At 71.1% G+C, this 25,567-nt stretch carries 22 protein-coding genes; 13 read left to right on the top strand and 9 right to left on the bottom strand.

Annotation, left to right across the window (positions count from 1 at the left end; all coding sequences use genetic code 11):
• Window positions 1-11: 11 nt before the first annotated feature.
• Both OG718_RS20155 and sodN read right to left on the bottom strand, forming a co-directional pair.
• Entirely contained in the window at window positions 12-425 is a 414-nt protein-coding gene (locus OG718_RS20155; protein WP_328844744.1) for a helix-turn-helix transcriptional regulator, read from the bottom strand.
• A gap of 99 nt (window positions 426-524) precedes the next feature.
• Window positions 525-920: a superoxide dismutase, Ni gene (gene sodN, locus OG718_RS20150; RefSeq protein WP_007491258.1), complete on the bottom strand. Its 396-nt coding sequence runs from the start codon at window positions 918-920 to the stop codon at window positions 525-527.
• Window positions 921-1,065: 145 nt separating this feature from the next.
• Here sodN and sodX point away from each other — a divergent pair, with 145 nt between their 5' ends.
• Window positions 1,066-1,500 (top strand): nickel-type superoxide dismutase maturation protease, encoded by a 435-nt coding sequence (gene sodX / locus OG718_RS20145; RefSeq protein ID WP_186001159.1) that lies wholly within the window; start codon window positions 1,066-1,068, stop codon window positions 1,498-1,500.
• Here sodX and OG718_RS20140 read toward each other — a convergent pair.
• Window positions 1,404-2,033, bottom strand: coding sequence for a CGNR zinc finger domain-containing protein (locus OG718_RS20140; protein WP_055618041.1), 630 nt, complete (start codon window positions 2,031-2,033; stop codon window positions 1,404-1,406). The two genes, sodX and OG718_RS20140, sit on opposite strands and share 97 nt — an antisense overlap.
• Window positions 2,034-2,131: 98 nt before the next feature.
• Here OG718_RS20140 and OG718_RS20135 point away from each other — a divergent pair, with 98 nt between their 5' ends.
• Window positions 2,132-2,890: a class I SAM-dependent methyltransferase gene (locus OG718_RS20135; RefSeq protein WP_143636342.1), complete on the top strand. Its 759-nt coding sequence runs from the start codon at window positions 2,132-2,134 to the stop codon at window positions 2,888-2,890.
• Between the two features lie 335 nt (window positions 2,891-3,225).
• Here the strand turns inward: OG718_RS20135 and OG718_RS20130 are convergent, their stop codons facing one another.
• From OG718_RS20130 to OG718_RS20120, 3 genes are read right to left on the bottom strand one after another with little or no spacing between them, the layout of a single operon-like run.
• The gene (locus tag OG718_RS20130; RefSeq protein WP_373466178.1) at window positions 3,226-4,029 is read right to left on the bottom strand and encodes an amino acid ABC transporter ATP-binding protein; all 804 of its coding nucleotides are present in this window, start codon (window positions 4,027-4,029) and stop codon (window positions 3,226-3,228) included.
• Window positions 4,026-4,970: an amino acid ABC transporter permease gene (locus OG718_RS20125; RefSeq protein ID WP_143636340.1), complete on the bottom strand. Its 945-nt coding sequence runs from the start codon at window positions 4,968-4,970 to the stop codon at window positions 4,026-4,028. The genes OG718_RS20130 and OG718_RS20125 overlap by 4 nt, the downstream gene beginning before the upstream one ends.
• Window positions 4,971-5,003: 33 nt before the next feature.
• A complete protein-coding gene (locus OG718_RS20120; protein ID WP_143636338.1) occupies window positions 5,004-5,966 on the bottom strand; it encodes an ABC transporter substrate-binding protein in 963 nt (320 codons plus the stop codon).
• Between the two features lie 670 nt (window positions 5,967-6,636).
• On the opposite strand from OG718_RS20120, the gene OG718_RS20115 reads away from it, so the two are divergent.
• The 4 genes from OG718_RS20115 to OG718_RS20100 all read left to right on the top strand — a co-directional run bounded on the left by OG718_RS20115 (window position 6,637) and on the right by OG718_RS20100 (window position 10,162).
• Window positions 6,637-7,860, top strand: a complete 1,224-nt coding sequence (locus OG718_RS20115; protein WP_143636334.1) for an NAD(P)-dependent malic enzyme — start codon at window positions 6,637-6,639, stop codon at window positions 7,858-7,860.
• Window positions 7,861-8,310: 450 nt separating this feature from the next.
• Complete coding sequence (locus OG718_RS20110; RefSeq protein ID WP_328844743.1) at window positions 8,311-9,276, top strand: zinc-binding dehydrogenase; 966 nt, start codon at window positions 8,311-8,313, stop codon at window positions 9,274-9,276.
• Window positions 9,277-9,365: 89 nt separating this feature from the next.
• Window positions 9,366-9,575, top strand: coding sequence for a helix-turn-helix domain-containing protein (locus tag OG718_RS20105; RefSeq protein WP_328844742.1), 210 nt, complete (start codon window positions 9,366-9,368; stop codon window positions 9,573-9,575).
• Window positions 9,575-10,162 (top strand): Clp protease N-terminal domain-containing protein, encoded by a 588-nt coding sequence (locus OG718_RS20100; protein WP_328844741.1) that lies wholly within the window; start codon window positions 9,575-9,577, stop codon window positions 10,160-10,162. Before OG718_RS20105 ends, OG718_RS20100 begins: the two co-directional genes overlap by 1 nt.
• Before the next feature lie 56 nt (window positions 10,163-10,218).
• Here the strand turns inward: OG718_RS20100 and OG718_RS20095 are convergent, their stop codons facing one another.
• Window positions 10,219-11,331 carry a PadR family transcriptional regulator gene (locus OG718_RS20095; protein ID WP_143636329.1) on the bottom strand — a complete coding sequence of 371 codons (1,113 nt, stop codon included), beginning with the start codon at window positions 11,329-11,331 and terminating at the stop codon, window positions 10,219-10,221.
• A 1-nt stretch (window position 11,332) separates the two neighbouring features.
• Window positions 11,333-12,439, bottom strand: a complete 1,107-nt coding sequence (locus OG718_RS20090; protein ID WP_328844740.1) for a DUF4097 family beta strand repeat-containing protein — start codon at window positions 12,437-12,439, stop codon at window positions 11,333-11,335.
• Window positions 12,440-12,587: 148 nt separating this feature from the next.
• Here OG718_RS20090 and OG718_RS20085 point away from each other — a divergent pair, with 148 nt between their 5' ends.
• Window positions 12,588-13,436: a hypothetical protein gene (locus OG718_RS20085; protein ID WP_328844739.1), complete on the top strand. Its 849-nt coding sequence runs from the start codon at window positions 12,588-12,590 to the stop codon at window positions 13,434-13,436.
• 134 nt (window positions 13,437-13,570) lie between these two features.
• Here OG718_RS20085 and OG718_RS20080 read toward each other — a convergent pair whose 3' ends face one another.
• Window positions 13,571-13,753: a DUF6104 family protein gene (locus OG718_RS20080; RefSeq protein WP_046261288.1), complete on the bottom strand. Its 183-nt coding sequence runs from the start codon at window positions 13,751-13,753 to the stop codon at window positions 13,571-13,573.
• Window positions 13,754-13,984: 231 nt separating this feature from the next.
• On the opposite strand from OG718_RS20080, the gene OG718_RS20075 reads away from it, so the two are divergent.
• From OG718_RS20075 to fxsT, 6 genes are all read left to right on the top strand, one after another.
• Entirely contained in the window at window positions 13,985-14,395 is a 411-nt protein-coding gene (locus tag OG718_RS20075; RefSeq protein ID WP_260695043.1) for a CU044_2847 family protein, read from the top strand.
• The gene (locus tag OG718_RS20070; protein WP_328844738.1) at window positions 14,392-16,476 is read left to right on the top strand and encodes a VMAP-C domain-containing protein; all 2,085 of its coding nucleotides are present in this window, start codon (window positions 14,392-14,394) and stop codon (window positions 16,474-16,476) included. Before OG718_RS20075 ends, OG718_RS20070 begins: the two co-directional genes overlap by 4 nt.
• A gap of 157 nt (window positions 16,477-16,633) precedes the next feature.
• Window positions 16,634-17,653, top strand: coding sequence for an AAA family ATPase (locus tag OG718_RS20065; RefSeq protein WP_143636860.1), 1,020 nt, complete (start codon window positions 16,634-16,636; stop codon window positions 17,651-17,653).
• Between the two features lie 5 nt (window positions 17,654-17,658).
• Window positions 17,659-20,793 carry an SAV_2336 N-terminal domain-related protein gene (locus OG718_RS20060; RefSeq protein ID WP_328844737.1) on the top strand — a complete coding sequence of 1,045 codons (3,135 nt, stop codon included), beginning with the start codon at window positions 17,659-17,661 and terminating at the stop codon, window positions 20,791-20,793.
• A gap of 362 nt (window positions 20,794-21,155) precedes the next feature.
• The gene (locus tag OG718_RS20055; protein ID WP_328844736.1) at window positions 21,156-22,445 is read left to right on the top strand and encodes an aKG-HExxH-type peptide beta-hydroxylase; all 1,290 of its coding nucleotides are present in this window, start codon (window positions 21,156-21,158) and stop codon (window positions 22,443-22,445) included.
• A 69-nt stretch (window positions 22,446-22,514) separates the two neighbouring features.
• A complete protein-coding gene (gene fxsT / locus OG718_RS20050) occupies window positions 22,515-25,532 on the top strand; it encodes an FxSxx-COOH system tetratricopeptide repeat protein (protein WP_328844735.1) in 3,018 nt (1,005 codons plus the stop codon).
• Window positions 25,533-25,567: the final 35 nt, after the last annotated feature.

Genomic DNA, 25,567 nt, shown 5'->3' with positions numbered 1-25,567 from the left:
CACCCCGGCCGTCAGGACGGGGGCTCGAACGCCCGGACGCGCGTGGGCCGCGTGTACATCTTCGCCACGCAGGCCGGGATCGCCGCCCCCTCGTCGTGCGGCCGGGCCCGGTACGCGCTCGGGGACTCGCCCACCAGCTCGGTGAAGCGGGAGCTGAACGACCCCAGTGACGTACACCCGACCGCGATGCAGACCTCCGTGACACTCAGGTCGCCGCGCCGCAGCAGCGCCTTCGCGCGCTCGATGCGCCGCGTCATGAGATAGCTGTACGGAGTCTCGCCGAAGGCCGCCCGGAAGCTGCGCTGGAAGTGGCCCGCCGACATCAGCGCCGTGCGTGCGAGCGCGGGCACGTCCAGCGGCTCCGCGTACTCACGGTCCATCCGGTCGCGCGCCCTGCGCAGCCGGACCAGATCTTCCGTGTTCATGCCCCTCAGCATGCCACGGCCCACCGACAGGGCAACGCGGAAGGGGCCCGGCCAAGGTACTGGCCGGGCCCCTCCACCGCGAAAACGGAAGGCGTTGGGTCACGCCTTCTTGGTCTCCCAGAAGATCTTGTCGATCTGGGCGATGTAGTCCAGCGCCTTCTGGCCCGTGGCCGGGTCGGTCGAACCCTTGGCGGCCGAGAGGGCCTTGAGGGCGTCGTTGACCAGCTGGTGCAGCTCCGGGTACTTCTCGAAGTGCGGGGGCTTGAAGTAGTCGCTCCAGAGCACCGAGACGTGGTGCTTGGCGAGCTCGGCGCGCTGCTCCTTGATGACGGTGGCGCGAGCCTGGAAGTGCGGGTCGTCGTTGGCGGCCATCTTTTCCTGCACGGCCTTCACCGACTCCGCCTCGATGCGGGCCTGGGCCGGGTCGTACACACCGCAGGGCAGGTCGCAGTGTGCGCTGACCTTGACCTTGGGGGCAAACAGGCGGGAGAGCATTGAGCTGTCCTTCCTCGTGATCGTCTTCTCAGGTGGGACATTACTCCGTGAGGGACGGGTTTTCGCGAGTGCCCCCATGGGCTTAGGACAAAAGTCCAGGGTGAGACTGGGACTCGTGGAGGATAGGACCGGGGAGGTGCCGGTGATGCCGGAGCTGTCGCAGGAGACCGAGCGTGGAAGGGCCGCCCTGCCCTTCGGTACGGCCGAGGTGACGGGGCCGTCCATGGTGCCCACACTGCAGCACGGGGACCTCCTCGTCGTGCAGTACGGGGCCCGGATCAGGCCCGGTGACGTGGTCGTACTGCGTCATCCGTTCCAGCAGGACCTGCTGGTCGTCAAGCGCGCGGCCGAGCGGCGCGAGGGAGGCTGGTGGGTGCTCGGCGACAACGCGTACGCGGGTGGGGACAGTACCGACTACGGGACCGTGCCCGAGGAACTGGTCCTCGGGAAGGTCCGGTTCCGGTACCGGCCGCCGAAGAAGGGTCAGCGCTCGCCGTTCGCGGTCGCGCGCTGGGTGCTGTCGGCCGCGAGGCCGGTGCTCTCCGACCGGTCCGCCTCCAGGCGTTTGCGGGCCCGGTAGGCGGCGACGTTCGCCCGGGTCGCGCAGCGGTCCGAGCAGTAGCGCCGGGAGCGGTTCGTCGAGGTGTCGAGGTAGGCGTTGCGGCACGGTGCTGCCTCGCACAGGCCCAGGCGGTCCACGCCGTACTCGGTGAGGTGGAAGGCCAGGCCCATCGCGGCGGTCGCGGCGTACCCCGCGGTCGCGTTCGACGGGTGGTCCGCCAGGTGCATGTGCCACAGCGGGCGGCCGTCGTCGTCCCGGAAGTCGTGGCCGGAGATCTGCGGGCTCACCGGGAACTCCAGCAGCAGTGAGTTCAACAGGTCCACGGCGAGGGTCTCGTCGCCGCCGTCGGCCGCCTCGAAGACCGCGCGCAGCCGGGCCCGTACGCCGCGGAAGCGGGTCACGTCCGCGTCCGTGGCGCGGCGGGCCGCCGACGAGTTGCCGCCGAAGAGGTCGCGGACGGCCTCGACCGAGGTGAGCGCGTCCTTGCCCCGGGCCGGTTCCTCGCTGTTGACGAGTCGTACGGCGTAATCCGAGTAATAGGCCAGTTCCACTTGTAGTCCTTACGGAGGCACTCTATCGTCGTGGTGCGGACAGGTAATGGCTAATTGCACTTTCAGGGTATTACACGCTGGAGGGGAGAGGGGTATCCATGACGACCGACATCGGAGCCGACTGGGCTGCCTGGCAGGAGAGCTGGGACCGGCAGCAGGAGTGGTACATGCCGGACCGTGAGGAGCGCTTCCGGGTCATGCTCGACATGGTCGAGGCCCTCGTGGGCCCCGAGCCGCGCGTCCTGGACCTCGCGTGCGGTACGGGAAGTATCACGGCTCGCCTCTTCGAAAGGTTCCCGAAGGCGGTCAGTACCGGCGTCGACCTCGACCCCGCGCTCCTCGCCATCGCCGAGGGCACCTTCCGGGGCGACGACCGGGTCACCTTCGTCACGGCCGACCTCAAGGACCCCGACTGGCCGACGCGGCTGCCGTACGACTCGTACGACGCCGTCCTCACGGCCACCGCTCTCCACTGGCTGCACAGCGAGCCCCTCGCGGTCCTCTACGGTCAGGTCGCGGAACTCGTCCGTGACGGCGGTGTGTTCATGAACGCGGACCACATGATCGACGAGACGACTCCGCGGATCAACGCGGCGGACCGGGCCCAGCGGCACGCGCGCATGGACGAGGCCAAGGCGGCCGGTGTCCTCGACTGGGCCGAGTGGTGGCAGCTCGCTGCCCAGGATCCCGTCCTCGCCGAGCCGACTGCCCGCCGGTTCGAGATCTACGGCGAGCATGCGGAGGGGGACACTCCGTCCGTGGAGTGGCACGCGCGTGTGCTGCGCGAAAGGGGCTTCGCGGAGGCCCGCGCGGTCTGGCGCTCGCCGTCGGACGCACTGGTGCTGGCCCTCAAGTAGCGGGTTTTCCTCGCCCCCGCCGCCCCTACCCGTCCCATCCCTGGGGGCTGCCGCCCCCAGACCCCCACTGTCGGCCTGAACGGCCTCGTCCTCGAACGCTGGACGGGCTGGGTGGGTGGAGAGTCGGTCTGAACGGCCTTGTGCTCGAGTGCCGGATGGGCTGAAAGGTCGGGGCGTAGGCCTGCTTTTCAGGGGCGCGGGGAACTGCGCGACAAGCCCCCACCGGCCCGCAGGCGTCGAACCGGCCCGGCGTCGGCCACACGACCGCGGCACGCGAAGGGGCGGTACGGATGATCCGTACCGCCCCTTCGAACGCCTGCTGAACCGCCGGACGGCTAAAGCACCTTCGACAGGAACGACTGCGTCCGCTCCTGCTGCGGATTCGTCAACACGTCCCGCGGGTTGCCGGCCTCGACCACCACGCCCTCGTCCATGAAGACCAGCGAGTCGCCGACCTCCCGGGCGAAGCCCATCTCGTGGGTGACGACGATCATCGTCATACCGGACTCGGCGAGGTCGCGCATCACGTCGAGGACGTCGCCGACGAGCTCCGGGTCGAGGGCCGAGGTCGGCTCGTCGAACAGCATCAGCTTCGGGTCCATGGCGAGGGCCCGGGCGATGGCGACCCGCTGCTGCTGGCCACCGGAGAGCTGCGAGGGGTAGTTGCCCGCCTTGTCGGCGAGACCGACCCGCTCAAGGAGCTGCGCCGCACGCTCCCGGGCCTGCGCCTTGGTGACGCCCTTGACCTGGATCGGCGCCTCCATGACGTTCTCCATCGCCGTCATGTGCGGGAACAGGTTGAAGCGCTGGAAGACCATGCCGATGTCCCGCCGCTTGCGCGCGACCTCGCTGTCCTTGAGCTCGTACAGCTTGTCGCCCCGCTGGCGGTAGCCGACCAGCTCCCCGTCCACGTACAGGCGCCCGGCGTTGACCTTCTCCAGGTGGTTGATGCACCGCAGGAACGTCGACTTGCCGGAGCCGGAGGGGCCGATGAGGCAGAAGACCTCGCTGGGCTTGACCTCGAGGTCGATGCCCTTGAGGACCTCGACCGGGCCGAACGACTTGTGGACGCCTTCGGCCTTCACCATGGGCGTACCGGAGCCCGCCGCGGTCGAGTCCTTGATCATGTCGGTGCTCATGCGTTGGCCCCTCCCCCCGAGCGGTTGGACAGTGACAGCATGTTCGCCTTGATCTTCTGGAACGGCGTGGCCGGCAGCGAGCGGCTCGAACCGCGGGCGTAGTACCGCTCGATGTAGTACTGCCCGACGCTGAGCACCGAGGTCAGGACCAGGTACCAGGCGGCGGCCAGGAAGTACATCTCCACCGGTGCGCCCGAGGACTGGCCGATGTCCTGGGCGTACCGGAACAGTTCGGCGAACTGGACCACCGACACCAGCGAGGTCGTCTTCAGCATGTTGATGACCTCGTTGCCCGTGGGGGGCACGATCACGCGCATCGCCTGCGGGATCACGATCCGCCGCAGGGTCTTGCTGTGGCTCATGCCCAGGGCGTGCGAGGCCTCGGTCTGGCCCTCGTCGACCGACAGGAGACCCGCGCGGCAGATCTCCGCCATGTACGCGGCCTCGTTCAGGCCGAGTCCCAGGAGCGCCGTCAACAGCGGCGTCATGAAGCTCGACCAGTAGTCCTTGTAGATCGGACCGAGGTTGATGTACTGGAAGACCAGGCCCAGGTTGAACCAGACCACGAGCTGCACCAGGACCGGGGTGCCACGGAAGAACCAGATGTAGAACCACGCGATCGACGAGGTCACCGGGTTCCTCGACAGACGCATCACCGCGAGCAGGATGCCGCCCGCGATGCCGATCACCATCGAGAGGACGGTGAGGAGCATCGTCTGGCCGACGCCCTTGAGGATGCGGTCGTCGAGGAAGTAGTCCGGTACGGCACCCCAGTTGATCTTGCCCTGGGCGAACGCGTAGATGATCGAGACGAAGATCGCGATCGCGATGACGGCCGAGACGTACCGCCCGTAGTGACGGACCGGAATGGCCTTGATGGCCTCCGGTCCGCCCGGGGGAGTGTCCTGGGGGCCGGCCGTCTTGTCGATGTCAACAGTCACGGATGTTGCCTTTCAGTGCCGCTGGGAACGCGGTCACTTGCCGCCGTTGAGGGTGGCTTCCTTGACGGCGCCCGCCTCGACGCCCCACTTCGCGATGATCTTGTCGTACTCGCCGTTCTTGATGATCGCGTCGAGCGCGGCCTTCAGGGCGTCCCGCAGCTCGGTGTTCGACTTGGCGATCGCGATGCCGTACGGAGCGGCCTCGACCTGCTCGCCGACGACCACGAAGTCCTTGCCGCCGCCGGAGGTCTTCGCCGCGTACGCCGCGACGGGGAAGTCCGAGGAGCCGGCGTCGGCGCCGCCGGCGCGCAGCCGGGTCTGGGCCTGCTGGTCGTTGTCGAAGGCCTCGATGGAGAGCTTCTTGCCGGCCGGGCACTCCTTGGCCTGAGCCTTGGCCAGGTCGTTCGAGACGGTGTTGCGCTGCACCACGATCTTCTTGCCGCAGAGGTCGTCCCAGGTCTTGATGCCCTGGTCGTCGCCCTGCTTGGTGTAGATCGAGACGCCCGCGGTGAAGTAGTCGAGGAAGTCGACGCCCTCGCCGACCTTCTTGCCGGTGTCGGCGTCGATGCCCTCCTGGCGGTCCTTGGTGTCCGTCATCGCCGACATCGCGATGTCGTACCGCTTGGAGCGCAGGCCGGTGAGCAGGGTGTCGAACGTGCCGTTCTCGAACTCGAACTTCACGCCGAGCTGCTTGCCCATGGCGTCGGCGAGGTCGGGGTCGATACCGACGGTCTTGCCGGAGTCGTCCTTGAACTCGACGGGCGCGTACGCGATGTCCGAGCCGACCTTGATGACGCCCTTGTCGCGGATGGCCTTGGGCAGCTGGTCGGCGAGCGGCGCCGCGCTGGAGTCAGCGGTGTCCGAGCTGCCGCTGTCCTTGTCCTTGGTCTGGTCACCGCAGCCGGTGAGCAGCAGGGCGCCTGCGACCGCGATCGCACCGACCGCGGCTATCCGGGACTGCGCTGCGGTCGTACGACGGGTGGAGCTTGCGGTCATGGTGGGTTCCTCCGGCGGGTGGGTGGAGTTGCCGATGGGTCGGCAGTAGCCGATGGGTCGACGAGAACACACACCTTCGGGTGTCGCGACCTCGTGTGATTACGGCATCTTGCCATTCGGACTCGCGCCTTCAGGGTGCCTGCCATGTCAAAATCGGATAACGGGTGACCCCCGAACCGGACCGAGTCGGTCCGTCGAAGCCGGATCTTGTGCGGAAAACCCCCCGTCACGGCCGGAAGATCTTCGGTGTACTGGGCGAAACGGGCGACCGCTTCTCCGCGTACGCGGTGCTTCGGTGCGCATCGGTGGATGGTTCGCAAAATGGGCGCGTTCGGCATATTCAGTCATGAGTCCCGTCACCGGTATGTGACCTTCGTTCTCCGGTATACGGCCGGTATTCGGCCTGTATCCGGCTCGCGGTCCTCCGGTATGTGACCTTCCGCCGTCGACGTGTGACCTTCGCGCCATGGACTCGTCTGCGATGCGGTCCGTCGGGTAAGAAGGTTCCTTACACCCCTCATCCGGGGCTCAGGGCGCGTGTGCGGCGCGCCCGTCGCGTATGACCCGTACGTACACGTACGTAACCGTCATCTGGGACATACGCGGTGCCCGCCTGCTCCTCACCCGGAGCGGAGACCCTCAACCGTTAAGACTTAAGGGGTAAAACAAAGTGGCAGCGGAGATCGTCAATCCTCGCAGCGACAGCAGTACGGATCAGGAAGGCGGGGCCGAGCCCCTCGATTCCTTCGACCCGGCATTCGCGCTGCACCGCGGCGGCAAGATGGCCGTGCAGGCCACGGTGCCCGTCCGTGACAAGGACGACCTGTCCCTGGCGTACACGCCCGGCGTCGCGAAGGTCTGCATGGCCATCGCGGAGCAGCCGGAGCTCGTCCACGACTACACGTGGAAGTCGTCCGTGGTCGCCGTCGTGACCGACGGCACCGCCGTGCTCGGGCTCGGTGACATCGGGCCCGAGGCCTCCCTCCCCGTGATGGAGGGCAAGGCGATCCTGTTCAAGCAGTTCGGCGGGGTCGATGCCGTGCCGATCGCGCTCGCCTGCACCGGCGTCGACGAGATCGTCGAGACCGTGGTGCGGCTCGCGCCGTCCTTCGGCGGCGTGAACCTGGAGGACATCTCGGCGCCCCGGTGCTTCGAGATCGAGCGGAAGCTGCAGGAGCGGCTCGACATTCCCGTCTTCCACGACGACCAGCACGGCACGGCCGTCGTCACGCTGGCGGCCCTGCGGAACGCCGCGCGGCTGACCGGGCGGAGCCTCGGGCAGCTGCGGGCCGTCATCTCGGGTGCGGGTGCGGCCGGGGTCGCCATCGCCAAGTTCCTGCTGGAGGCGGGGCTCGGGGACGTCGCGGTCGCCGACCGCAGGGGCATCGTGTCGACGGACCGGGACGACCTGACGCCGGTCAAGCGGGAACTCGCCGCCATGACCAACAAGGCGGGACTGTCGGGCTCGCTGGAGTCCGCGCTCGCCGGGGCCGACGTCTTCATCGGCGTGTCCGGCGGTACGGTGCCGGAGCCGGCCGTCGCGTCCATGGCCGAGGGTGCGTTCGTTTTCGCCATGGCGAACCCGAATCCCGAGGTGCATCCCGATGTCGCCCACAAGTACGCGGCGGTCGTCGCCACCGGGCGGTCGGACTTCCCGAACCAGATCAACAACGTGCTGGCGTTCCCCGGGATCTTCGCGGGGGCGCTTCAGGTGCGGGCCTCTCGGATCACCGAGGGGATGAAGATCGCTGCGGCTGAGGCGTTGGCTTCGGTCGTCGGCGACGACCTTGCCGCGGACTACGTGATTCCGTCGCCGTTCGACGAGCGGGTTGCTCCCGCCGTCACCGCGGCGGTCGCGGCGGCGGCTCGGGCCGAGGGTGTGGCCCGGCGGTAGGTCGTTTGCCGTTTGTTGTTTGTTGTTTGTTGTTTGTGCGTGAGGTTCGGGTCCTGTCCTGGTGGGCGGGGCCCGAATTTTTTGTGCCTGGAGATTTTTTGCCCGGAGGTTCGGCTGGGTGGGTGGTGCGTGTGGGGAGGGGCTGGAGGGCTGTGGGTGGGTGCGGGCCCGGTGGGGGCTGGTCGAGCGGTTCCCCGCGCCCCTGAAAGCAGGGGGTTGCGCCCGGTCTTTTGTCTTTAGGGGCGCGGGGAACTGCGCGCTCAACTCCCACCGGACCCGCACTTGACCGGTCACGCCAATCCTCACCCACCCACGGGCGCGGGAGACTGCGCGCTCAAACCCCACCGGCCCGCACTTGCGCACGCGGACGAACCCCGCCCGCCCGGCGGGACACGCGTCACAGGGGGACGTGGTTCCGTCGGGAGGCCGGTGGAGCCTAGGGTCGAGGGCATGTTCGCTGCCTACGCTGCTCGTATTGACCGGGACCAGCCCTTGAACGGCCTTGAGTTGGGGGAGCGGCCCGCTCCCGAGGCCCGCGCCGGCTGGACGACCGTGAACGTCAAGGCCGCCTCACTGAACCACCACGACCTCTGGTCGCTGCGTGGCGTGGGCCTCGCCGAGGACAAGCTGCCGATGATCCTCGGATGCGATGCCGCCGGCGTCGACGAGGACGGTAACGAGGTCGTACTGCACTCCGTGATCGGGCAGACGGGACACGGCGTCGGCCCCAAGGAGCCCCGCTCCATCCTCACCGAGCGGTACCAGGGCACCTTCGCCGAGCAGGTCTCCGTGCCCGCGTGGAACGTGCTGCCCAAGCCCGAGGAGCTCTCCTTCGCAGAGGCCGCCTGTCTGCCCACCGCGTGGCTGACGGCGTACCGCATGCTCTTCACCAACGCCGGTGTACGTCCCGGTGACTCGGTTCTCGTCCAGGGCGCCGGAGGCGGTGTCGCCACCGCCGCGATCGCGCTCGGGAAGGCGGCGGGGCTGCGGGTCTTCGCGACCAGCCGTGACGAGGCGAAGCGCAAGCGGGCCCTCGAACTGGGCGCCGTGGAGGCCGTGGAGTCGGGCGCGCGGCTGCCGCAGCGCGTGGACGCCGTCATCGAGACGGTCGGCGCCGCCACCTGGTCGCACTCGGTCAAGTCCCTGAAGCCCGGCGGCACCCTGGTCATCTCGGGCGCCACGAGCGGCGACCGCCCCTCGCACGCCGAACTGACCCGCATCTTCTTCCTCGAACTCAAGGTCGTCGGCTCCACGATGGGCACGAAGGACGAGCTGGAGGACCTGCTGTCCTTCTGCGCCGCCACCGGTGTCCGTCCCGTCATCGACGAGGTCCTGCCGCTGGACCGGGCCCGCGAGGGCTTCGAGCGGATGGAGTCCGGCGAACTCTTCGGCAAGGTCGTTCTGAACACCCCCTGATGCCGTTCCGGGCCTTGGTGCGGGTCCTGCACACCCTCGGATGTCAACTGTGGTTGACATCCGAGGGTGTGTCAATCTAAGTTGACATCATGACCGAAGCAACGGATCTCGCCGAGCGCGCGGGCGACCGCGATCCGCGGATCGGGCTGCGGGCCGTCTCCGCGTTGCGGCGGCTGCTGGAGCAGCTCGAAGCGGTTCAGGTGCGCAGTGCGCGCAATCAGGGTTGGTCGTGGCAGGAGATCGCCGCGGAACTGGGTGTCAGCAGGCAGGCCGTGCACAAGAAGTACGGGAGGCATTGATGTTCGAACGGTTCACCAAGGACGCCCGGGCGGTGGTGCTCGGTGCGGTCGATCACGCCGAGCGGCTGCACGCGGAGACGGTCGAGGAGCAGCACGTACTGCTGGCCCTGCTCGACCGTGAGGCCAGCCGCGCGTCGTTCGCCCTCATGTCGCTGGGGCTCGCGGAGCGCAAGGAGTCCGTCGAACAGGCACTGGCCGATGCACGGCGTCGCGGCGGGCTCTCCCGCGCCGACGCGGACGCGCTCTCCGGGCTGGGCATCAACGTCTCGGAGATCGTCTCCCGGGTCGAAGAGGCCCATGGCGAGGGCGCGCTGCGGTCCGGCGGGACGCGCGCCGGGCGGGGCAGGGGTTGGTGGTCCGGGCTCGTCGGAGGGCATCGTCCCTTCGCTCAGGGGGCCAAGGACCTTCTCACGGAGTCCCTGCGGATGGCTCTCGCCCAGCGGGACCGGTACATCGGCGACGAGCACCTCCTCCTCGCCCTCGCCGCCCGCCCGGGCGTCCCCGCGGAGGTCCTGGCCGACCACGGGGTGACGTACGCGTCGCTGCGGCGGGTCCTGTACGGCGGGGGAGAGGCCAAGGCGGGCTGAAGGGCCCTCGCGTCGGCCGGCCGTGGTGGGGCAGACCCACCACGGGCGGCCTCCGCTCAGCCCCTGGGCGTCCGCAGTGCTGCCCCTATGTGCGCCGCCGCCGTCGACAGGTGGCGTCGGGCGTCGCGCAGTTGCTCCTCCGTCACCCCGTGGTCGCGGGCCGCGTCGCGGATGTCGTCACGGAAGCGGTCCAGGAGCCGGTCGAGGTCGCGGGCGGGGTCGCCCGTGGAGTCCTCGTGGGCCCAGGAGGGTTCGTAGTCGGCGGGGAAGTCCTCGGGGGTGACCGTGTAGTCGGGCTCCCTCGTGCCGGCCCCAGCACCGGCACCGGCCCGTGCCTCCGTCCCGCCCCCGGTCCCTGTCCCTGGTCGGCCGAAGCCGAAGTCCTTCCCGAACTCCTTGCCGAAGTCCTTTCCGAACTCGCCGAATTCCTTGGCCAGTTCGGTGATGCCCTCGCGCACGCCCGTCGGCCAGTCGCCCCGGGTGAAGTGGTCCTGCACCTGGTCCTGGACGCGCTTGGCGATGCGCTGGAGCTCCTCCTGGGCCTGTGCCCGGGCCCGCTCCTGGGCCTCCTTGGCCTGGTGGCGCGCCCGCTGGGCCTCCTCGCGGGCCCGCCGGCTCTCGTCCTTGGCGCGCCGGGCCTGCTCCTTCCACTCCTGCTTGACGCGGCGCATCTCCTCCTTCGCGATGCGCCACGCCTCCTTGTCGCCGTAGTCCGTGAAGTCCCCGTGGGCGCCCTCGTGCTCGCCGCGCTCCCCCTTGGCGCTCGCTCCCGTGGAACTCCGACGCGCCTCGCTCGCCGCCGCCCGCATCTCCCGGCGCAGATCGCCCGCCGCGCCGCGCACATCGGCACGGATCTCCGCGGCGAGCTCGGCGACCGACTCGCGGATCTCCAGCTCCAGATCGGCCAGTTCGCCACTGCGGTCGGCCAGCTCGGCCCGGCCCGCGTCCGTGATCGCGTACACCTTCCGGCCGCCCTCGGTGGTGTGGGTGACCAGTCCCTCGGCCTCCAGCTTGGACAGCCGGGGGTACACGGTGCCGGCCGACGGCGCGTACAGCCCCTGGAAGCGCTCCTCCAGGAGACGGATCACCTCGTAACCGTGGCGCGGTGCCTCGTCCAGGAGCTTCAGCAGGTAGAGCCGCAGGCGGCCATGGGCAAAGACGGGAGCCATGTCAGAGCCCCTTCTCGTGGGTCGGGTCGTCGGTGACGCCGGCGTCGGAATGCTCGGTGGGGCCGGAGTCGGGGGCCGCGGCGGGGGTCGCGCCGGAAGTGGGGGACTTGGCGGGACCGTCCGTAGCCGAGGCGCCCGGTCCGGCACCGACGTGAGTGCCGGGCACCGTGTCCTCGGGCACCGCGCTGTGCCCCTTGCCGTGCTCGGACCCGGCTCCAACAGGAACCGCGTCCTCCGGCTCATCCTCCCCGAAGTCCGTCCCCTTCTTGAAATCCACTCCCTCGTCCCATGGTTCGTCCTCCGAGGGAGGCCGCCGCAGCAGGGCGATGGAGCCCGAGACTGTGGTCGCCTTCAACCGGCCGTTCCCCGCGCCCAGCCTGCCCGTGATCTTCTTGGCGCCCCACTGGCCGCCGACCCTGAGGTCCTCGAAGGCGCTGGAGACCGTGCCGCTCGCCGTGTCCACCTGGACCTCCGCGTCGGCCGGATGCGGCAGGCGGATGGCGATCTCGCCCGAGATGCTGGTCAGGCTGATGTCGCTGGGCCGTCCCGCCGGGTCGAGGTCGACGATCACGGAACCGCTGACCGACTCGGCCCGCACGGAGGGGCTGGAGCCCTCGATGACGGTCAGGTCGCCCGAGACGGAGTTGAGCCGGAGGTCGCCGGTGAGCGCCTGTGCCTCCACGTTCCCCGACACCGTGTCCGCGCGCACCGGGCCGGAGAGTCCCACGAGTGTCGTGTCACCGGAGATGCCCTTCACCACCGCGCGCCCGTCGACGCCGGAGATCACGGCGGTGGCGCTGACCACGCCGACCTCGACGCGCGTGCGTGCCGGAACGGCCAGGGAGACCACCGCGCTGCGGCGCCAGCCCTTGCGGTCGAGCCATTTGAGGAAGCCCTTCCAGGGCAGGTCCTCGTAGGCGACCGTGAGTGTGCCGTTCTCCTGGGTCACCACCAGAGGTGGTCCCTCTATCGAGGACACTTCGAGCCGGGTGGAACCCTCGTCGACCCCCACGACGTTCACCGTTCCATTGGCGATGCGCACATGGAGGGCCGACACCGGTTCGTCGAACGTGAGCTTGCCGGGCTCTGTGACGGACCACTCGGACATGGTGCTGACCTCCTCGGCCGGGGCGGGACACGACACGCCATATCGCGTCTTCCAATAGACACGATATATCGCGGATTCGCGAAGTCAAGACACTCGTTCTGGTGATCCAGGGGGCATTAGTCACCACAAAACCCAATAATCTGGGCGCATGTCGCCCCATGAGCCGGAGACTCCGCAGGCGCCCGCGCCGCCCGACCGGGCGGCCGGTGCCCTGCTGCTCTGCCGCGCGGACCCCGAGGCCGTCGGCCCTGTCGCCCGACTGCTGCGCGAACGCATGCTGCTCGCCCGGGCCGGGCCGCAGTGGAGCGTGCTGGTCCCCGAGGGAAAGCCCTGGCTGCACGGCGGCGAACCGGTCGGCCGCGTCCTCACCGGCTGGGCCACCGCTCTGGCCGTCGGCGCCCCCTGGCCCGTACTCGCCCTGTGGTGGGACGCCGGCCACAGCGGCTGCATCCTCGCCGCCGGCTTCCGCCGCCCGGTCGGCTACGAGTGGCTCGCCAACGGCACACCCGTGGGCGAGGGCGAGGCCATGAGTGCCCTCGCCGCCCGCCTCGGCCTCGACCCGGTCCTGCAGTCCCTCGACGGCCTCACGGAACCCGACCCCGATGCCGACGCCCGCGCCCGCCTGCGCGGCCTGCTCGCCGTCCTCACGCGCGCGGGTGTCGCCCTGCCCGCCGGGCTCATCCCGGGCGAACCCGCCGGCCGCCTCCGCGAGGCGGCCCGTGCCCAGCCCGACGCGCGGCCCCTCGAATGGACGGGCTGGCGCCACGCCGTCCGCGCGGAACTCGACGTCGTCGAGCGGGGTTCACTCGGTCCCTGGCTGCCCTGGGCCGGCACTCCCGGTGCCCGTGCCCTGGCACTCGCCCAGGTGACGGCCGGCCTGCCGCTCACCGTCTGGGGCGTACGCCGACGCGGCGGCGGCTGGATCGCGGCGGGGGCGCTCCTGGTGGCGCACGGGGCGCTCGGACTGGCGTACGACCTCATGCGCCCGCGCGACTGACCCCGGCGGGCGCCGGAAGCGCCCGGCTCGAACCCCGGACGGACCCTGCTCGAACCCCGGACGGACCCTGCTCGAACCCCGACCAGACCTTGCTGTCAGCCCCGAGCGGGCCTGGCTCCAACCCTGAACAGGCCCTACTCGTCGTCCTCGTCGTCGTCCAGCCGTGCCAGCCAGGTCGCCAGCCGCTCCACCGGAACCTCGAAGTCCGGGTTGAGATCGACGAACGTACGCAGCTGCTCGGCGAGCCACTCGAAGGTGACCTCTTCCTGGCCGCGCCGCTTCTCCAGTTCCTCGATGCCGCGGTCGGTGAAGTACATGGGGTGTTCTCCTGCGTGCGTCCGTGTTCCGCTTCCGGTCACAGTTCACAGTCCGTGGACCGGTTTCCGGTCACAGCCTATGTACTGCCCGCCGGATCCGGTCGCCGGGAGCCGTCACCGATAGGTGCCCCTCGCACATGTCCCAGGTCCGGAGTTAGCCTTCTCCTTCCCTGCGGTAGGGGAGCTTCACAGTTGGCAAAGGGAAACCGGCAGCGAACGGACGGGGGCGCCGTGGGTGGAGGGATCGAACGGATACGGCTCGACGACGGGACCGTCGTATGGGCCAGGGTCAGTGCGGCGGACGAGGCCGAGCTGGAGCGGGACGGATATCAGGACACCGGGGTCGGGGACCGGATCATCGACATGGCGGGCGGACTGGCCGACGCGGTCGGTGGCGTCGTGCGCTCCCTGCGCGCCGGTCTGCACACCCCGGCACCGGTCGAGGTGGCCGTGAGCTTCGGCATCGAACTGTCGGCGCAGGCAGGCAGGATCGTAGGAGCCATCGCGGGAGGCGGTGGCCAGGCTTCCCTTTCCGTGTCCCTGACCTGGACCGAGCCCGCGGGGCAGGCGGGCACGGCGGGTGCGGGGCGGGGAGACGGCGGCGACGGGCAGCCCGGACCCTCGTCCTCCGGCACCGGATGAGCGCCCTTGAGGAGATGGTGCGCCCCTCGCTCGCGCGCATCGTGGCCCCGGGCGACGGGTATGCACCGGACCGTGAGGAGTACTGGGGCAGCGGTTTCTTCATAGCACCCGGCTGGCTGCTGACCTGCGCCCATGTCGTGGGAAAGGGGGGAGCGGCCGTGTGGCGAAGTGGCAACGCCGTCGGCGTGACCTGGCAGGGCGGCAAGACCACCGGCGAGGTGGTGCTCGCCAAACCGCGGCCCGAAGAGCCCGACGGGGCCCGCGGCAGCTGGCGGTTCCCGGACATCGCGCTCGTCAGGGTGCGGGGCGCGGACGACGCGCCGTGCGTCTGGCTCAGCGACCGGGCGCCGACCATCCCCGCTCAGGTCAGCCTGCACGGCTGGTCACGCCAGACCGGCGACCTCGGTATGCGGCACGGCATCGGAGAGGCGTCGGCCCTGGACGGCAAGGCGCTGCTCCTCACCGGCCAGACGCCGGTCGAGGGAGTCTCGGGCGGGCCCGTCGTCGATCTGCGGCACGGCGCCGTCATCGGCATGAACAAGGGGCGCGGCCGGCACGAGGGAGCGGCCGTCCCCATCACCGCGCTGCGCGAGCTGTACGACGTGCGGGGCGGCGAGATCCTGCACACCGTCATGGGGGAGCACGACCTCCACCACCTCGACCGCTTCAACGACCCGGCGGCGGGCGCGGACTGGACCAGGGCCCAGACACGGCTGCGCGGTCCCGGTGCCCAGGGGCTCGATCCCGGACTGCGCGTCCGCCTCTACGGCCACTTCGCCCATCTCCCGCCGCCCGGCGGACCGGGGGAGGTCATGCACCTCGTCCACGAGGTCAAGTCCCGTGTGGTGCAGGAGGACTACCGCTCGCCCATCGAGCACGACCCGCGCACCTGGCGCGAGGGCGCCGGACTGCTGCACGGCCTGCGGGACCCCGGCGACCACGGCGGCAGACCCGAACTCGCCCTCGACGCCGTCCTGTTGTACGCGGCGAAGGTGGCCAGGCAGTCCGCTCTCGACCACCCCGCCGGCCTGGACCGGGACCGGCTGCGCGCCTTCACCGTCTGGATCACCGAGCAGGCGACCCTCTACGCACGGCAGGCCATCCGCGAGGACATCGACGCCCTCCTGGACCGTCTGCCCGAGGAGACCCTCCGGACGCCGGCGACCGTCGTCACGGTGGCCGGGCCGACGCCGGCCGGGACACCGTCCCGGGCCCGGGCCGACGTCCTCGTCGACGTCGGGGAGCCCGTCTACGGAGAGCGGTATCCCCTGAGCGTCAAGCTCCTCTACGACGGCCAGGACGTCACCCCGCTCTACAGCAACGACCACGGCGTGCGCCGCGACGAACTGCACCAGTACCTGAGGGAACCGCTCGCGGAGGCCCTGCGCCTGGGCGACCGCGGCGAACACCTGGCCGCGGTCGAGGCCTTCCTGCCGCGCCGGCTGTTCGACGTACCGCTCGACGACTGGCGGCTCGGCGCCGATGACGCCTGGGACGACGCGGACCTCTTCGACGAGCAGTCGATGCCGCTCGGGCTGCGCAGGGTCGTCGTCATCCGCGACCGCCGGCGGGGCACCCGGCCGCCCAGCCCCGAATGGCGCCGCAGATGGGCGGGCGTGACGGGCCGGCCGCTGTCCGCCGGGCCGCTGAGGGGCGAGGCGACGGCACAGGGGCACCCGGAGACGGGACGCCCGGAGGGCAGGATGGCGGCGTACGGCCGGCTCTCGGGCATGGACGACGCGTGCGTGCCCGTCCACTGCGGTCCCGTCGGGAGCGGTCCCGGCCTCGACGCGATGGCGGCCGCGCTCGCCGCCGGGCATCCCCTGGTGCTGTGGCGCAGGGACGGCCACGACCACGACGAGTGCCGGGAGTTCCATCTGCGGGCCGGGCAGTTGCTGGGTCTGTCGGGCGGGGCCGAAGGCCTGCACCGGCAGGTGCGCGAGCTCAGGATCCGGGTGTCGGATCCCGACACGGCGGAGGGTCTCGTGGGCGACATCGCTGTACTGTTCGATCCGCCGGATCGTCCGCCACACGGAACGGAACCCATGCAACCGCCCCTCATGGCAGCCCCCGACACGTGAATCGACTCCCAACTCCCTTGCCTCGCACGGATGTTCGCTGACCGGATTCGATACCGGACGAACAGGAAGCTCGGCAGGCCCGGCGCACCGGCGGTAACGTCGTACATCGAACAGCCGGGACCCGCTGCATGATCACCAGAGCCGGGAGGAGCCCATGGTGAACGACTGGCGGATCTACCGAGGGGTGGGTCAGCCGCACGACGGTGTGCGGCAGTTACCCCCGCCGCCCCCTTGGCGGGACTTCGCGGCGGCACCCGACCGACCCGAGTCCGGACCGGACGACCCCAGCAGCGCCCGCCGGCTCGGCGTACGGCGGCGCCTCGTCGAGAACTACGCGCCCCGGCCCGCCGAGGTCGACGCCGTCAACGCGGCCCTCTATCTGCGCCGCCCCCTCCTCGTCACCGGCAACCCGGGCACGGGCAAGTCCACCCTCGCCTACGCGGTGGCCCACGAGCTGGGCCTCGGCCGGGTTCTGCGCTGGCCCGTCGTCAGCCGCACCACGCTCCAGGACGGCCTGTACCGCTACGACGCCATCGGCCGCCTCCAGGACGTCCAGCTGGAGCGGGCCCAGGGCGCCACCGCCGCGCCGGCGGCCGCCCCGTCCGGCATCGGATCGTACGTACGACTCGGCCCCCTCGGCACCGCGCTGCTGCCCGCCGAGGTGCCCCGCGTCCTGCTGATCGACGAGCTCGACAAGAGCGACCTCGATCTGCCCAACGACCTTCTGAACACGCTGGAGGAGGGCGAGTTCGCCATCCCCGAGCTGGAGCGCGTGGCCGACCGCGAACCCGTCGTGGAGGTGCTCACCCACGACGGCCGCCGCGTACCCGTGCACGGTGGACGCGTCGCCTGCACCGCCTTCCCGCTCATCATCCTGACGTCCAACGGGGAGAGGGACTTCCCCGCGCCCCTCCTGCGGCGCTGCATCCAGCTGGAGCTCGAACCGCCAGGTGAGGAACAGCTCACCGCCATGGTCGAGGCGCACCTCGGCGGCGAGAGCGTCGAGGCGGGCCGCGATCTCATCGACCGCTTCCTCGACCGGGAGCCCGGCGAGGTCGTCGCCGCGGACCAACTGCTCAACGCCCTCTTCCTCACCCAGCACACCCCCCACGCGGAGCGCCTCACCCGCGAGCGGATCGCGGACCTGCTCATGCACCCACTCGACCGCTCGCGGTGAGCCGGATGCACGGGATGCATCTGGAGGAACTGATCGGCAGGCTGCGCCGGGGCGGTCTCGACCCCACCGCCGAAGAGGTGGCCGACGCCGTCTGGCTGTCCCGGTGGCTCGACGCGGCGCCGCCCCGCGCCGAGCGGGACCACGGACAGGCCGACCCGCCCGCCGCGCCGGAGAACGGGACCGACGGGACGGGGCCGACGATCCGCTCACCGGCGGACCACACCCCCGGGCCCGGCCGGGAACCCGGCACGGACACCTCGCTCGGCGCCGTCCCCCTGCACACGGCCGGCGGCGGTGCCGGTCCGCGGGCCGACGGCGCCCGGCAGGTCTTCCCGGTGCGCGCCCCGGCGGCCACCGCGCTGCCGGGCCTGCTGGGTCTCGAACAGGCGCTGCGCGCCCTGGGCCGCTACCGGGGACCCGCCGCCCCGCCCCGGGACGGGGCGATCGACGAGGAGGCGACCGCCGACCATGCGGCCGCCAGCGGAGTCCTGGTGCCCGTCCGCCGCCCGGGCCGCCGCCGGCGCTGCGACATCCAGCTCCTGATGGACACCGGCCCCGCGATGGCCGTCTGGGGGCAACTGGTCGAGGAACTGCGCCAGGCCTGCCAGCAGTCCGGGGCCTTCGGCAGCGTCCGGGTCCACCATCTGTACGCGGGCGAGGGCGGCATCCCGCTCATCGGCACCACGGCCGGACCCGGTCACCACACCCGGCTGCGCTCGGCCGACGAGTTCCACGACCCCACGGGCCGCTGGCTCACCCTCGTGATCAGCGACTGCGTGGGCCCCCTGTGGCAGAACGGCAGCGCACAGCGGCTCCTGCACGGCTGGCCCCGCACCTCGCCGCTCGCCGTCGTCCAGCCGCTGCCACCCCGGCTCTGGGGCCGCACCGCACTGCCCGCCGAACCGGGCCTGCTGGTCAGGCAGGCGGAGACCGGCGGACGCACCACCTTCCTGCCCGACGAGGAACCCTGGGAGGAACCGGCCGCCGGAGCCCGCCCCGTGCCGGTGCTCCAGCCGACCCCCGAGGCCTTCGAGGCCTTCTCCCGCCTCCTGTCCGGCACCGGCCCCACCAGCGAACGGGCCTGGGCCGCCTGGACCACCCCCGCCCCCGCGCCGGCGCAGAACGTGCCCGCACAGCCCCCCGCCCCACGCGGCGACGACGAACTCCTGCGCGCCTTCCGCGCCGGCGCCTCGCCCGGCGCGGTCCGCCTCGCCGTGTACCTCGCCGCGGCCCCGCTCACCCTGCCCGTCATGCAACTCGTCCAGCGGGCCATGCTCCCGGACACCGGGCCCATGGAACTGGCCGAAGTCCTCCTGGGCGGCCTGCTCAGGCAACTGCCCGGCACCGAACGGCAGCCCTGCTTCGTCTACCCGGGCCGAGTCCAGGACCTGCTGCTCAGCTCACTCGACCAGGACACCGCCGGACTGGTCCTCAAACACTGCTCCGCCTACGTGGAACGCCACTTCGGCAAGGGCACCCGCAACTTCGCCGCGTTCGCCTCCGCCCGACTCGCCGACCACGACACGACCGTCACCGCGACCGGCGTCACCGACGGCGAGGGACAGCGGGACGACCGCGGCGATGTCGAGGCAGAACTGTTCGCCCGCATCCCCGCCCGGGTCCTGCGCTTCTACCTCCCCGACCTGGAGACGCCCGTCCCTCTCGCCGAGGCCGAGCGGCTCCTCGGCCAGTGGCAGGCCCTGGCCGACCCGACCGTCCTGCGCCGCGCGAAGGAACAGGCCGAAGCAGCCGTACGCCAGGGCGGCACCGGCCTCCCCGACGCCGTACGCGCCCATGTGCTCCTCGGCCGGGTCCTGCGGGCGGAGGCCGGCACCGCGGCCGCGCGCACCGGCGACCGCCGCGCGCAGCTCCTGAACGCCGCCGTCGCCGAGTTCACCCGCGCACACCGCGCCGCACCGGCCGGCAGCCCCGGCCGGAGCGAGGCCGCACTCGAACTCGCCGCGTCCCGGCACGAGTTGTGGCGCCTCACCGCGGACACCGCACACCTCACCGCCGCACTCGACGTCCTCGGCGTCCCGTTGGACCCGGACGGCCACTGGCCCGCCCCCCTGCGCCGGGCGCGGCTGCTGCGCCGCGGACGACTGCTGCTCGACCTGGGCCGGCCCGGGGAAGCTGTTCCCGAACTCCGCGAAGGATGCGCACTGTTGGACAGCGAGGGCGCCCCCGACGCGGTACGCGGCCCGGCCCTGCTGGACCTCGCCCGAGCCCTGCACGCCTCCGGGGCCGACGGGGCCGAGGCCCACGACGCCCTCGTACGCGCCGAACGCGCCGCGGCCGACGACCCGGCCCTCCGTCTGTCCTGCCTGGCCGCCCGGGCCGCCTTCCACGACGCCGCGGGCGACCACCCGGCGGCCGACGAGGCGTACGAGACGGCAGCCATGCTCGCTCCGCCGGACAGCGTCCGGCGCTGCGAACTCCTCACCGTCTGGGGCGAGTCACTGCTCCGGCGCGCCTCCCGGCCGGACGGCGCCGGCATCGTCGACCGGGCCGAGAACGTCCTGCGCGAGGCGCTCAAGGCCCTGCCCGCCCGGTCCGCCCAGCGCGGCAGACTCCAGGGGCTCATCGGGAGCGCGCTGGCACAGCGGTTCCGGCATCTGGGCTTCCTGCCGGACCTCTACGAGAGCCGGCATCTGCTGGGGCAGGCGGCCCGGGCTGCCGCCGACGACGCCGTACAGGCCGAGTCCTGGCTCCAGTTGGGGCGGGTGCGCCTGGAACTGTGGCACCGCGCCGGGGCGCCCGTCCTGGCCGACGCGCTCCAGGCGTACGAGGCCGCGGAGCGCGAGGCCCGCCGGGCCCACGGCGACGACCCCGGCTCGGTGACGGCCGCCCGCGCGCTGCACGGCCGCGCCGCGGCCCTCGCCCTCATGGGGCGACCCGCCGCGGCCGGCGAGACCTACCGGGCGGCCCGCGACCAGTGGCAGCGGCTCGTCGGAGTGCTCACCGAAGTCGACTGGGACGACGTCGAGTCGACTCGCCGCGCCGCCGAGGAACTGGCCGCGCGACCGGCGTCGTCCGCCGGCCGCCGGCCGCTGCCGGACGACGAGTGGAGCCGTGCCTCGCCGCCCTGGTACCCCTGGTCCGAGGGGCGGCTCAACCACGCGGCGCATGACCGGAGTTGATCGGCAAGGGTTTCTGATTCCCACGCGTCGGGAAGAACTGGGCAGCCGTTGCGGCCGTGCGGGGCGGGCGTCGGCAGGGAGGAGCCGAGGGTGGGGGAGCAGAGGAATCGGGCGGCCGACCCTGGCCGGGACACCGGACGGACGGTGGCCCTGCCCGACCTCACCGACGTCGACCTGCGGACATTGCGTGCCATGGATGATCCGGGGCTTGCGGCGGCGGTTGATCAGGTGCTCGACAACTCCCGTGAGTTCGGGGAGGTCTGGCACACCACCAGCGATCCGGCCCATGTGCGAAGAGAGCCTGCTGTGCGTTCGTTTTCGGTCGGATGCGCGGAGTCCGCACGGAGTGGGGCAAGGCTGGGATGACTCCGTCGTCCGTCACCTCCGAGGTCTTCGCGGAGTTGGCGAGGACCCAGCCCTCGCCGGCCGGCACAGCGGCACTGCGTGCCGGACTCCACGCGCGTCGACTGTTGCTTCTCAAGTCGCTACTCGTCCTGGTCGAACGGCGAAGCACCCTGCTGTCCCCTGGCGTGCGCCAACGTTTCAAGAGCGACTGGACGCTGCTCGAACGTGCGGAGCGCACCGATGCCACAGCGGTCCGTGACGTCGTCGACTACCCGATGATCGGGGCATGGCTTTCCGCAGCGCTCGCCTCGCCCGACGGCCCCGCCTTCGAAAGGCATCTGGCCCACCTGGGCGGTGTCGCTGTCGCCGCCGCCGTCCGCGCGGGTTGCCGGGTCAGTGGCACGCTGACACTGCCGACAGGCACCTTGACACTGCCTGGCCTCGGCGTGCTCCGCTGCCTGTCGGGCAGCGTCAGCCTGAGCAGCCACGCCGGGCTGGTGCGGATCACGGACGGCACCGGCGATGGAGTGGAACTGCCGAGCCCCGCAGCCCGGCACCGGCTGGGTGCACCGCGCCCGCTCGGTGGCGGGCCGGGCTGGTCCGCGTTGCGCGTCCTGCCCGGCAGCGCGGTCGTACTCGACGACTTGGACCCCTACCGGGTGCTGCCGCGGGGGATCGGCCCTGCGGCGTTACCCGCGGCCGAGCGGCCGCTCTCCGCCCACAGGCTCTGGGCGCAGCGCTGGCGCGAGGCTCATGAGCTGCTCTCGGCGACCCATCCCGGGCGTGCTGCCGAGACAATGGCGGTGCTGCGCGCCGTGGTGCCTCTGGCACTGTCGGAAAGCGCCGGCGGTGCCGCGATGAGCGCCACACTCCGGGCCGCTCCAGGCGCCGTACTCGCTCAATTGCCCGCTGATGCACCGCAGTTGACGGAGGTCCTGGTGCACGAGGCCCATCACAACAAGCTGGCTTCCCTCCATGAGCTCATACCCCTGTTCCGTCCGGACGGGGGCACCCTGCACCGCGTGGGATGGCGGCCGGACCCGCGCCCCATCCCGGGGGTTCTTCAGGGGGCGTACGCGCATCTTGCTCTCACCGATCTCTGGTGGCGGGCATGGAATGGGCCCGCTACTCCCGGAGAGTGGCGGCAGCGGGCCGCGGAGCAGTTCGGGTCGTATCGCGGGAGAGTCAGCGAGGCCTTGTCCATCCTGCTTGAATCCGATGAACTGACCTTTGCGGGAGGGGAGTTCGCCCGGGAGATGGGCAGGCATCATGCGAGTCTCGGCGTGGCGGCCCGGATCCGCAGGTGACACTGGGTGCAAGATCGGTCGCGTTCGGTACGTGAACGGGCGCGACACAGCGGGAGCAGGGAGCTTGGGATGGCGGAACAGCGGCGGTCGGGCGGGGAGAGCGCGGCAGACCGCGGCTCAGCGGCACCGGAGCACTTCCTGGTGGTCTTCCCGGGCTACCACCGCTCGTGGGCGGCGTGGATCGCGCAGTGCCTGGAACGGCACGGCAACCGGGCCACCCAGCAGCGCTGGGACCCGCCTCGTGAGGTCCCGCTCGAGGACTCGCTCGGTGACCTGTTGCTGTCCAGCGGACGCGTACTCCTCGTCCTCAACGACTGGTTCTTCGAGCTCGGCCCGCGCCCCGCGGGCGAGTGGAACGATGTCCTGCGCGGCTTCGTCGCCGCGCACGCGGACCGCTTCGCCGCCGTCAATCTCACGAACCGGCCGCTGCTTCCGGCCACCGCGGTCCTCGAACCGGCCAGCATGTGGGGTCTGAGCGAGGAGGCGGCCGAGGAACGTCTGCTGAGCCGCCTCGGCCTGCAGCGGCGTCGTACCACGAGGGCGGCACCCACCCGGCTCCGCTACCCGGAGACACGCGCCGAGATCTGGGGAGAGGTCCCGCGTCGCAACCCGCGGTTCACGGGCCGCGACGATCTCCTCACGAACCTCCACCAACGTCTCGCCGACGCCGAGCGCGGCGCTGCCGCCTGCACACTGCTCGGCATGTCCGGGATCGGCAAGACCCAGCTGGCCGCCGAGTACGCCCACCGCTTCAGCCCTGACTACGACATGGTGTGGTGGATCAACTCCGACGACCGCAACATTCAGCGTGACCGCTTCGGCGAACTCGCCGTGGAACTCGGTCTGCGCAGCGGCAGTGAGCCGGGCGAGCGCATTCGTGCCGTGCGGGACGCCCTGCGGCGCGGGGAGCCGCACTCCCGCTGGCTTCTGATCTTCGACGGCTGGGACGACACCGACGACATCGACGCGCTGCTCCCGCAGGGACCCGGGCACGTACTGGTCACCTCCCGCAACCGCGGCTGGAGCGAGCACACGGAGATCCTCGAGATCCCCGCCTTCCTGCGCGCGGAGTCCACCGGCTACCTCATGCGCCGCGCCCCGCACATCACCGCGGACGAGGCCGACGAGGTGGCCGTCGAATTCGGCGACGTACCGCTGCCGCTCGTACAGGCCGCCTCCTGGCTCGGCGAGTCCGGCATGGAAGTGCCCGAGTATCTGCGGATGGTCCGCGAACGCAAGCTGTCGACCGTCGACGAACCCGCCACTGGCGAGGGTTTCCCGCAGTCGTCCATGACTTCCTGGTCGATACTGCTCAACCGGCTGCGTCGTTCGCAGCCACAGGCCATCGACGTGCTGAGCCTGTGTACGTCGTTCGCACCCGGACGCATCCCGCTCGGCCTCATTCGCGCCTACCCGCAGGCCGATCTCCCTGAGGAACTGCGTTGGATGGCCACCGACCTGCCCGCCTGGACCCGGGCCCTGGACACACTGGTCAACTACTCGGTGCTCACCCGCGAGACCCGCGGCCCCGCGGGTGCGGAGATGGGCCCGCACCAGGAGTCCGTGCACATGCACCGTCTGGTCCACGACATCGTTTCCAAACTGGCCAGTGAAGACAGCCGCGCCATCCACCGGAGGGCCGTCCGTACCCTCCTCGCGGAGGCCGACCCGGGCAACCCCGTGGACAGCAGGAACTGGCCTCGATACGCGGAGTTGCTTCCGCACCTGGAACCGTCCGGCGCGCTGGGCAGCACCGCGCCCCGGGTCCAGGAGGCCGTCCTCAACTGCCTGCGCTACTGCCTGCGCAGCGGGGAGTTCAAGGCCGGACTGGATCTGGCTCAGCGGATCCACGACCGCTGGGACCGTTCCATGGATCGGCTGGCGCAGCCCATGCTCGACCTGATCAACCAAGAGGGCCACATCCTGCGGGCCAGCGGCAGGTTCCGCGATGCGTACGAACTGGACCGTGGCGTCCTGGAGAAGCTGCAGACCGCGCCGCAGCGCAATGAACTCGGCGAGCTGACCACGAAGGGCGCTGTGGCCACGAGTCTGCGTCACCTCGGCCGGTACGAGGAGGCGTACGAGTTGCAGCGCGAGGTCCTTGACGGCATCGGCCGACTGCTCGGCCAGGACGAGCTGCCCACCCTCGTCGCCCGGCACAACCTCGGCGTCGGGCTCCGGCTCCTCGGCAAGTACACGGACGCGTACGAACTCGACCTGGAGACCCTCGCCAGGCGTGAGAGCGTCCTGCGCGCCCGGCACATCAACACCCTCAGCTCGGGCAACGCGGTCACCCACAGTCTGCGTCTCCTCGGCCGCTACCGTGACGCGCTCGCGCGCCAGGAGCCGGTCGTCAGGCTCCACGTGCAGGTGCTCGGTGCACAGCATCCGCAGACCCTGGAGGCACGAGCCCAACTGACCATGTGCCGCCGCCGCGAGGGCGGTCACACGCAGGACGTCGGGCCTTCGATGACCAGCCTCCTGGAACAGATGGTGCAGTTGAACGGCCGGGAGCACCACCGCACTCTGTCCTTCCTGACGAACTACGGCAACTTCCTGCGGGAGCACGGCGACCTGAGCCAGGCACGCGATCTGATCGCGGAGGCGGAGGCCGGCTACCGGGCCCTCCTCGGCCCCGCACACCCCGTCGCGACCGGCATGCTCACCAACACCGGCCTGGTCATGCAGGCAGCGGGCGAACGAGCCGAGGCCATGTCGATGTTCGAGTCGGCGATGGCCGGTCTCACCGCCACGCTCGGCCCCGACCACCCCTGGGTGCTGGGCTGTGCGCTGAACGCCGCGAGCGCGCGCAACTTCAACGGCCGTATCTCCGACGCGGTCGAGCTGAGCCGCGACACACTGCGCCGCGCCCGGCACTCGCTGGGGGAGGAGCACCCGCTCACGCTGTCCTGCCAGGTGGCCCTCTCCGCGGACCTGCGTGCGGCGCGGGAGCAGGAGGAGGCGGGGAAGCTGGAGGAGGACGGCCTTCTCTCCCTCACCCGCACCCTGGGCGCCCAGCACCCGCACACCATCTCGGCCCGCCAGCGCACGCGGCCCTACTGGGACTTCGAACCGTATCTGGGCTGATGAGCACCCGGCCGGTGTCACCCTGACGCGCCGGA

This window comes from Streptomyces sp. NBC_00258 (genome assembly GCF_036182465.1).
In the GTDB taxonomy this organism is placed as follows: Bacteria; Actinomycetota; Actinomycetes; order Streptomycetales; family Streptomycetaceae; genus Streptomyces.
This window is presented reverse-complemented; position numbering and strand designations above follow the sequence as displayed.

What these genes read in the sequence shown, in the direction of transcription:
- OG718_RS20155 (WP_328844744.1), bottom strand. Translation starts at nt 425, where the DNA reads ATGAACACGGAAGATCTGGTCCGGCTGCGCAGGGCGCGCGACCGGATG.
- sodN (WP_007491258.1), bottom strand. Translation starts at nt 920, where the DNA reads ATGCTCTCCCGCCTGTTTGCCCCCAAGGTCAAGGTCAGCGCACACTGC.
- sodX (WP_186001159.1), top strand. Translation starts at nt 1,066, where the DNA reads ATGCCGGAGCTGTCGCAGGAGACCGAGCGTGGAAGGGCCGCCCTGCCC.
- OG718_RS20135 (WP_143636342.1), top strand. Translation starts at nt 2,132, where the DNA reads ATGACGACCGACATCGGAGCCGACTGGGCTGCCTGGCAGGAGAGCTGG.
- OG718_RS20130 (WP_373466178.1), bottom strand. Translation starts at nt 4,029, where the DNA reads ATGAGCACCGACATGATCAAGGACTCGACCGCGGCGGGCTCCGGTACG.
- OG718_RS20120 (WP_143636338.1), bottom strand. Translation starts at nt 5,966, where the DNA reads ATGACCGCAAGCTCCACCCGTCGTACGACCGCAGCGCAGTCCCGGATA.
- OG718_RS20110 (WP_328844743.1), top strand. Translation starts at nt 8,311, where the DNA reads ATGTTCGCTGCCTACGCTGCTCGTATTGACCGGGACCAGCCCTTGAAC.
- OG718_RS20105 (WP_328844742.1), top strand. Translation starts at nt 9,366, where the DNA reads ATGACCGAAGCAACGGATCTCGCCGAGCGCGCGGGCGACCGCGATCCG.
- OG718_RS20100 (WP_328844741.1), top strand. Translation starts at nt 9,575, where the DNA reads ATGTTCGAACGGTTCACCAAGGACGCCCGGGCGGTGGTGCTCGGTGCG.
- OG718_RS20095 (WP_143636329.1), bottom strand. Translation starts at nt 11,331, where the DNA reads ATGGCTCCCGTCTTTGCCCATGGCCGCCTGCGGCTCTACCTGCTGAAG.
- OG718_RS20090 (WP_328844740.1), bottom strand. Translation starts at nt 12,439, where the DNA reads ATGTCCGAGTGGTCCGTCACAGAGCCCGGCAAGCTCACGTTCGACGAA.
- OG718_RS20085 (WP_328844739.1), top strand. Translation starts at nt 12,588, where the DNA reads ATGTCGCCCCATGAGCCGGAGACTCCGCAGGCGCCCGCGCCGCCCGAC.
- OG718_RS20080 (WP_046261288.1), bottom strand. Translation starts at nt 13,753, where the DNA reads ATGTACTTCACCGACCGCGGCATCGAGGAACTGGAGAAGCGGCGCGGC.
- OG718_RS20070 (WP_328844738.1), top strand. Translation starts at nt 14,392, where the DNA reads ATGAGCGCCCTTGAGGAGATGGTGCGCCCCTCGCTCGCGCGCATCGTG.
- OG718_RS20060 (WP_328844737.1), top strand. Translation starts at nt 17,659, where the DNA reads ATGCACGGGATGCATCTGGAGGAACTGATCGGCAGGCTGCGCCGGGGC.
- OG718_RS20055 (WP_328844736.1), top strand. Translation starts at nt 21,156, where the DNA reads ATGACTCCGTCGTCCGTCACCTCCGAGGTCTTCGCGGAGTTGGCGAGG.
- fxsT (WP_328844735.1), top strand. Translation starts at nt 22,515, where the DNA reads ATGGCGGAACAGCGGCGGTCGGGCGGGGAGAGCGCGGCAGACCGCGGC.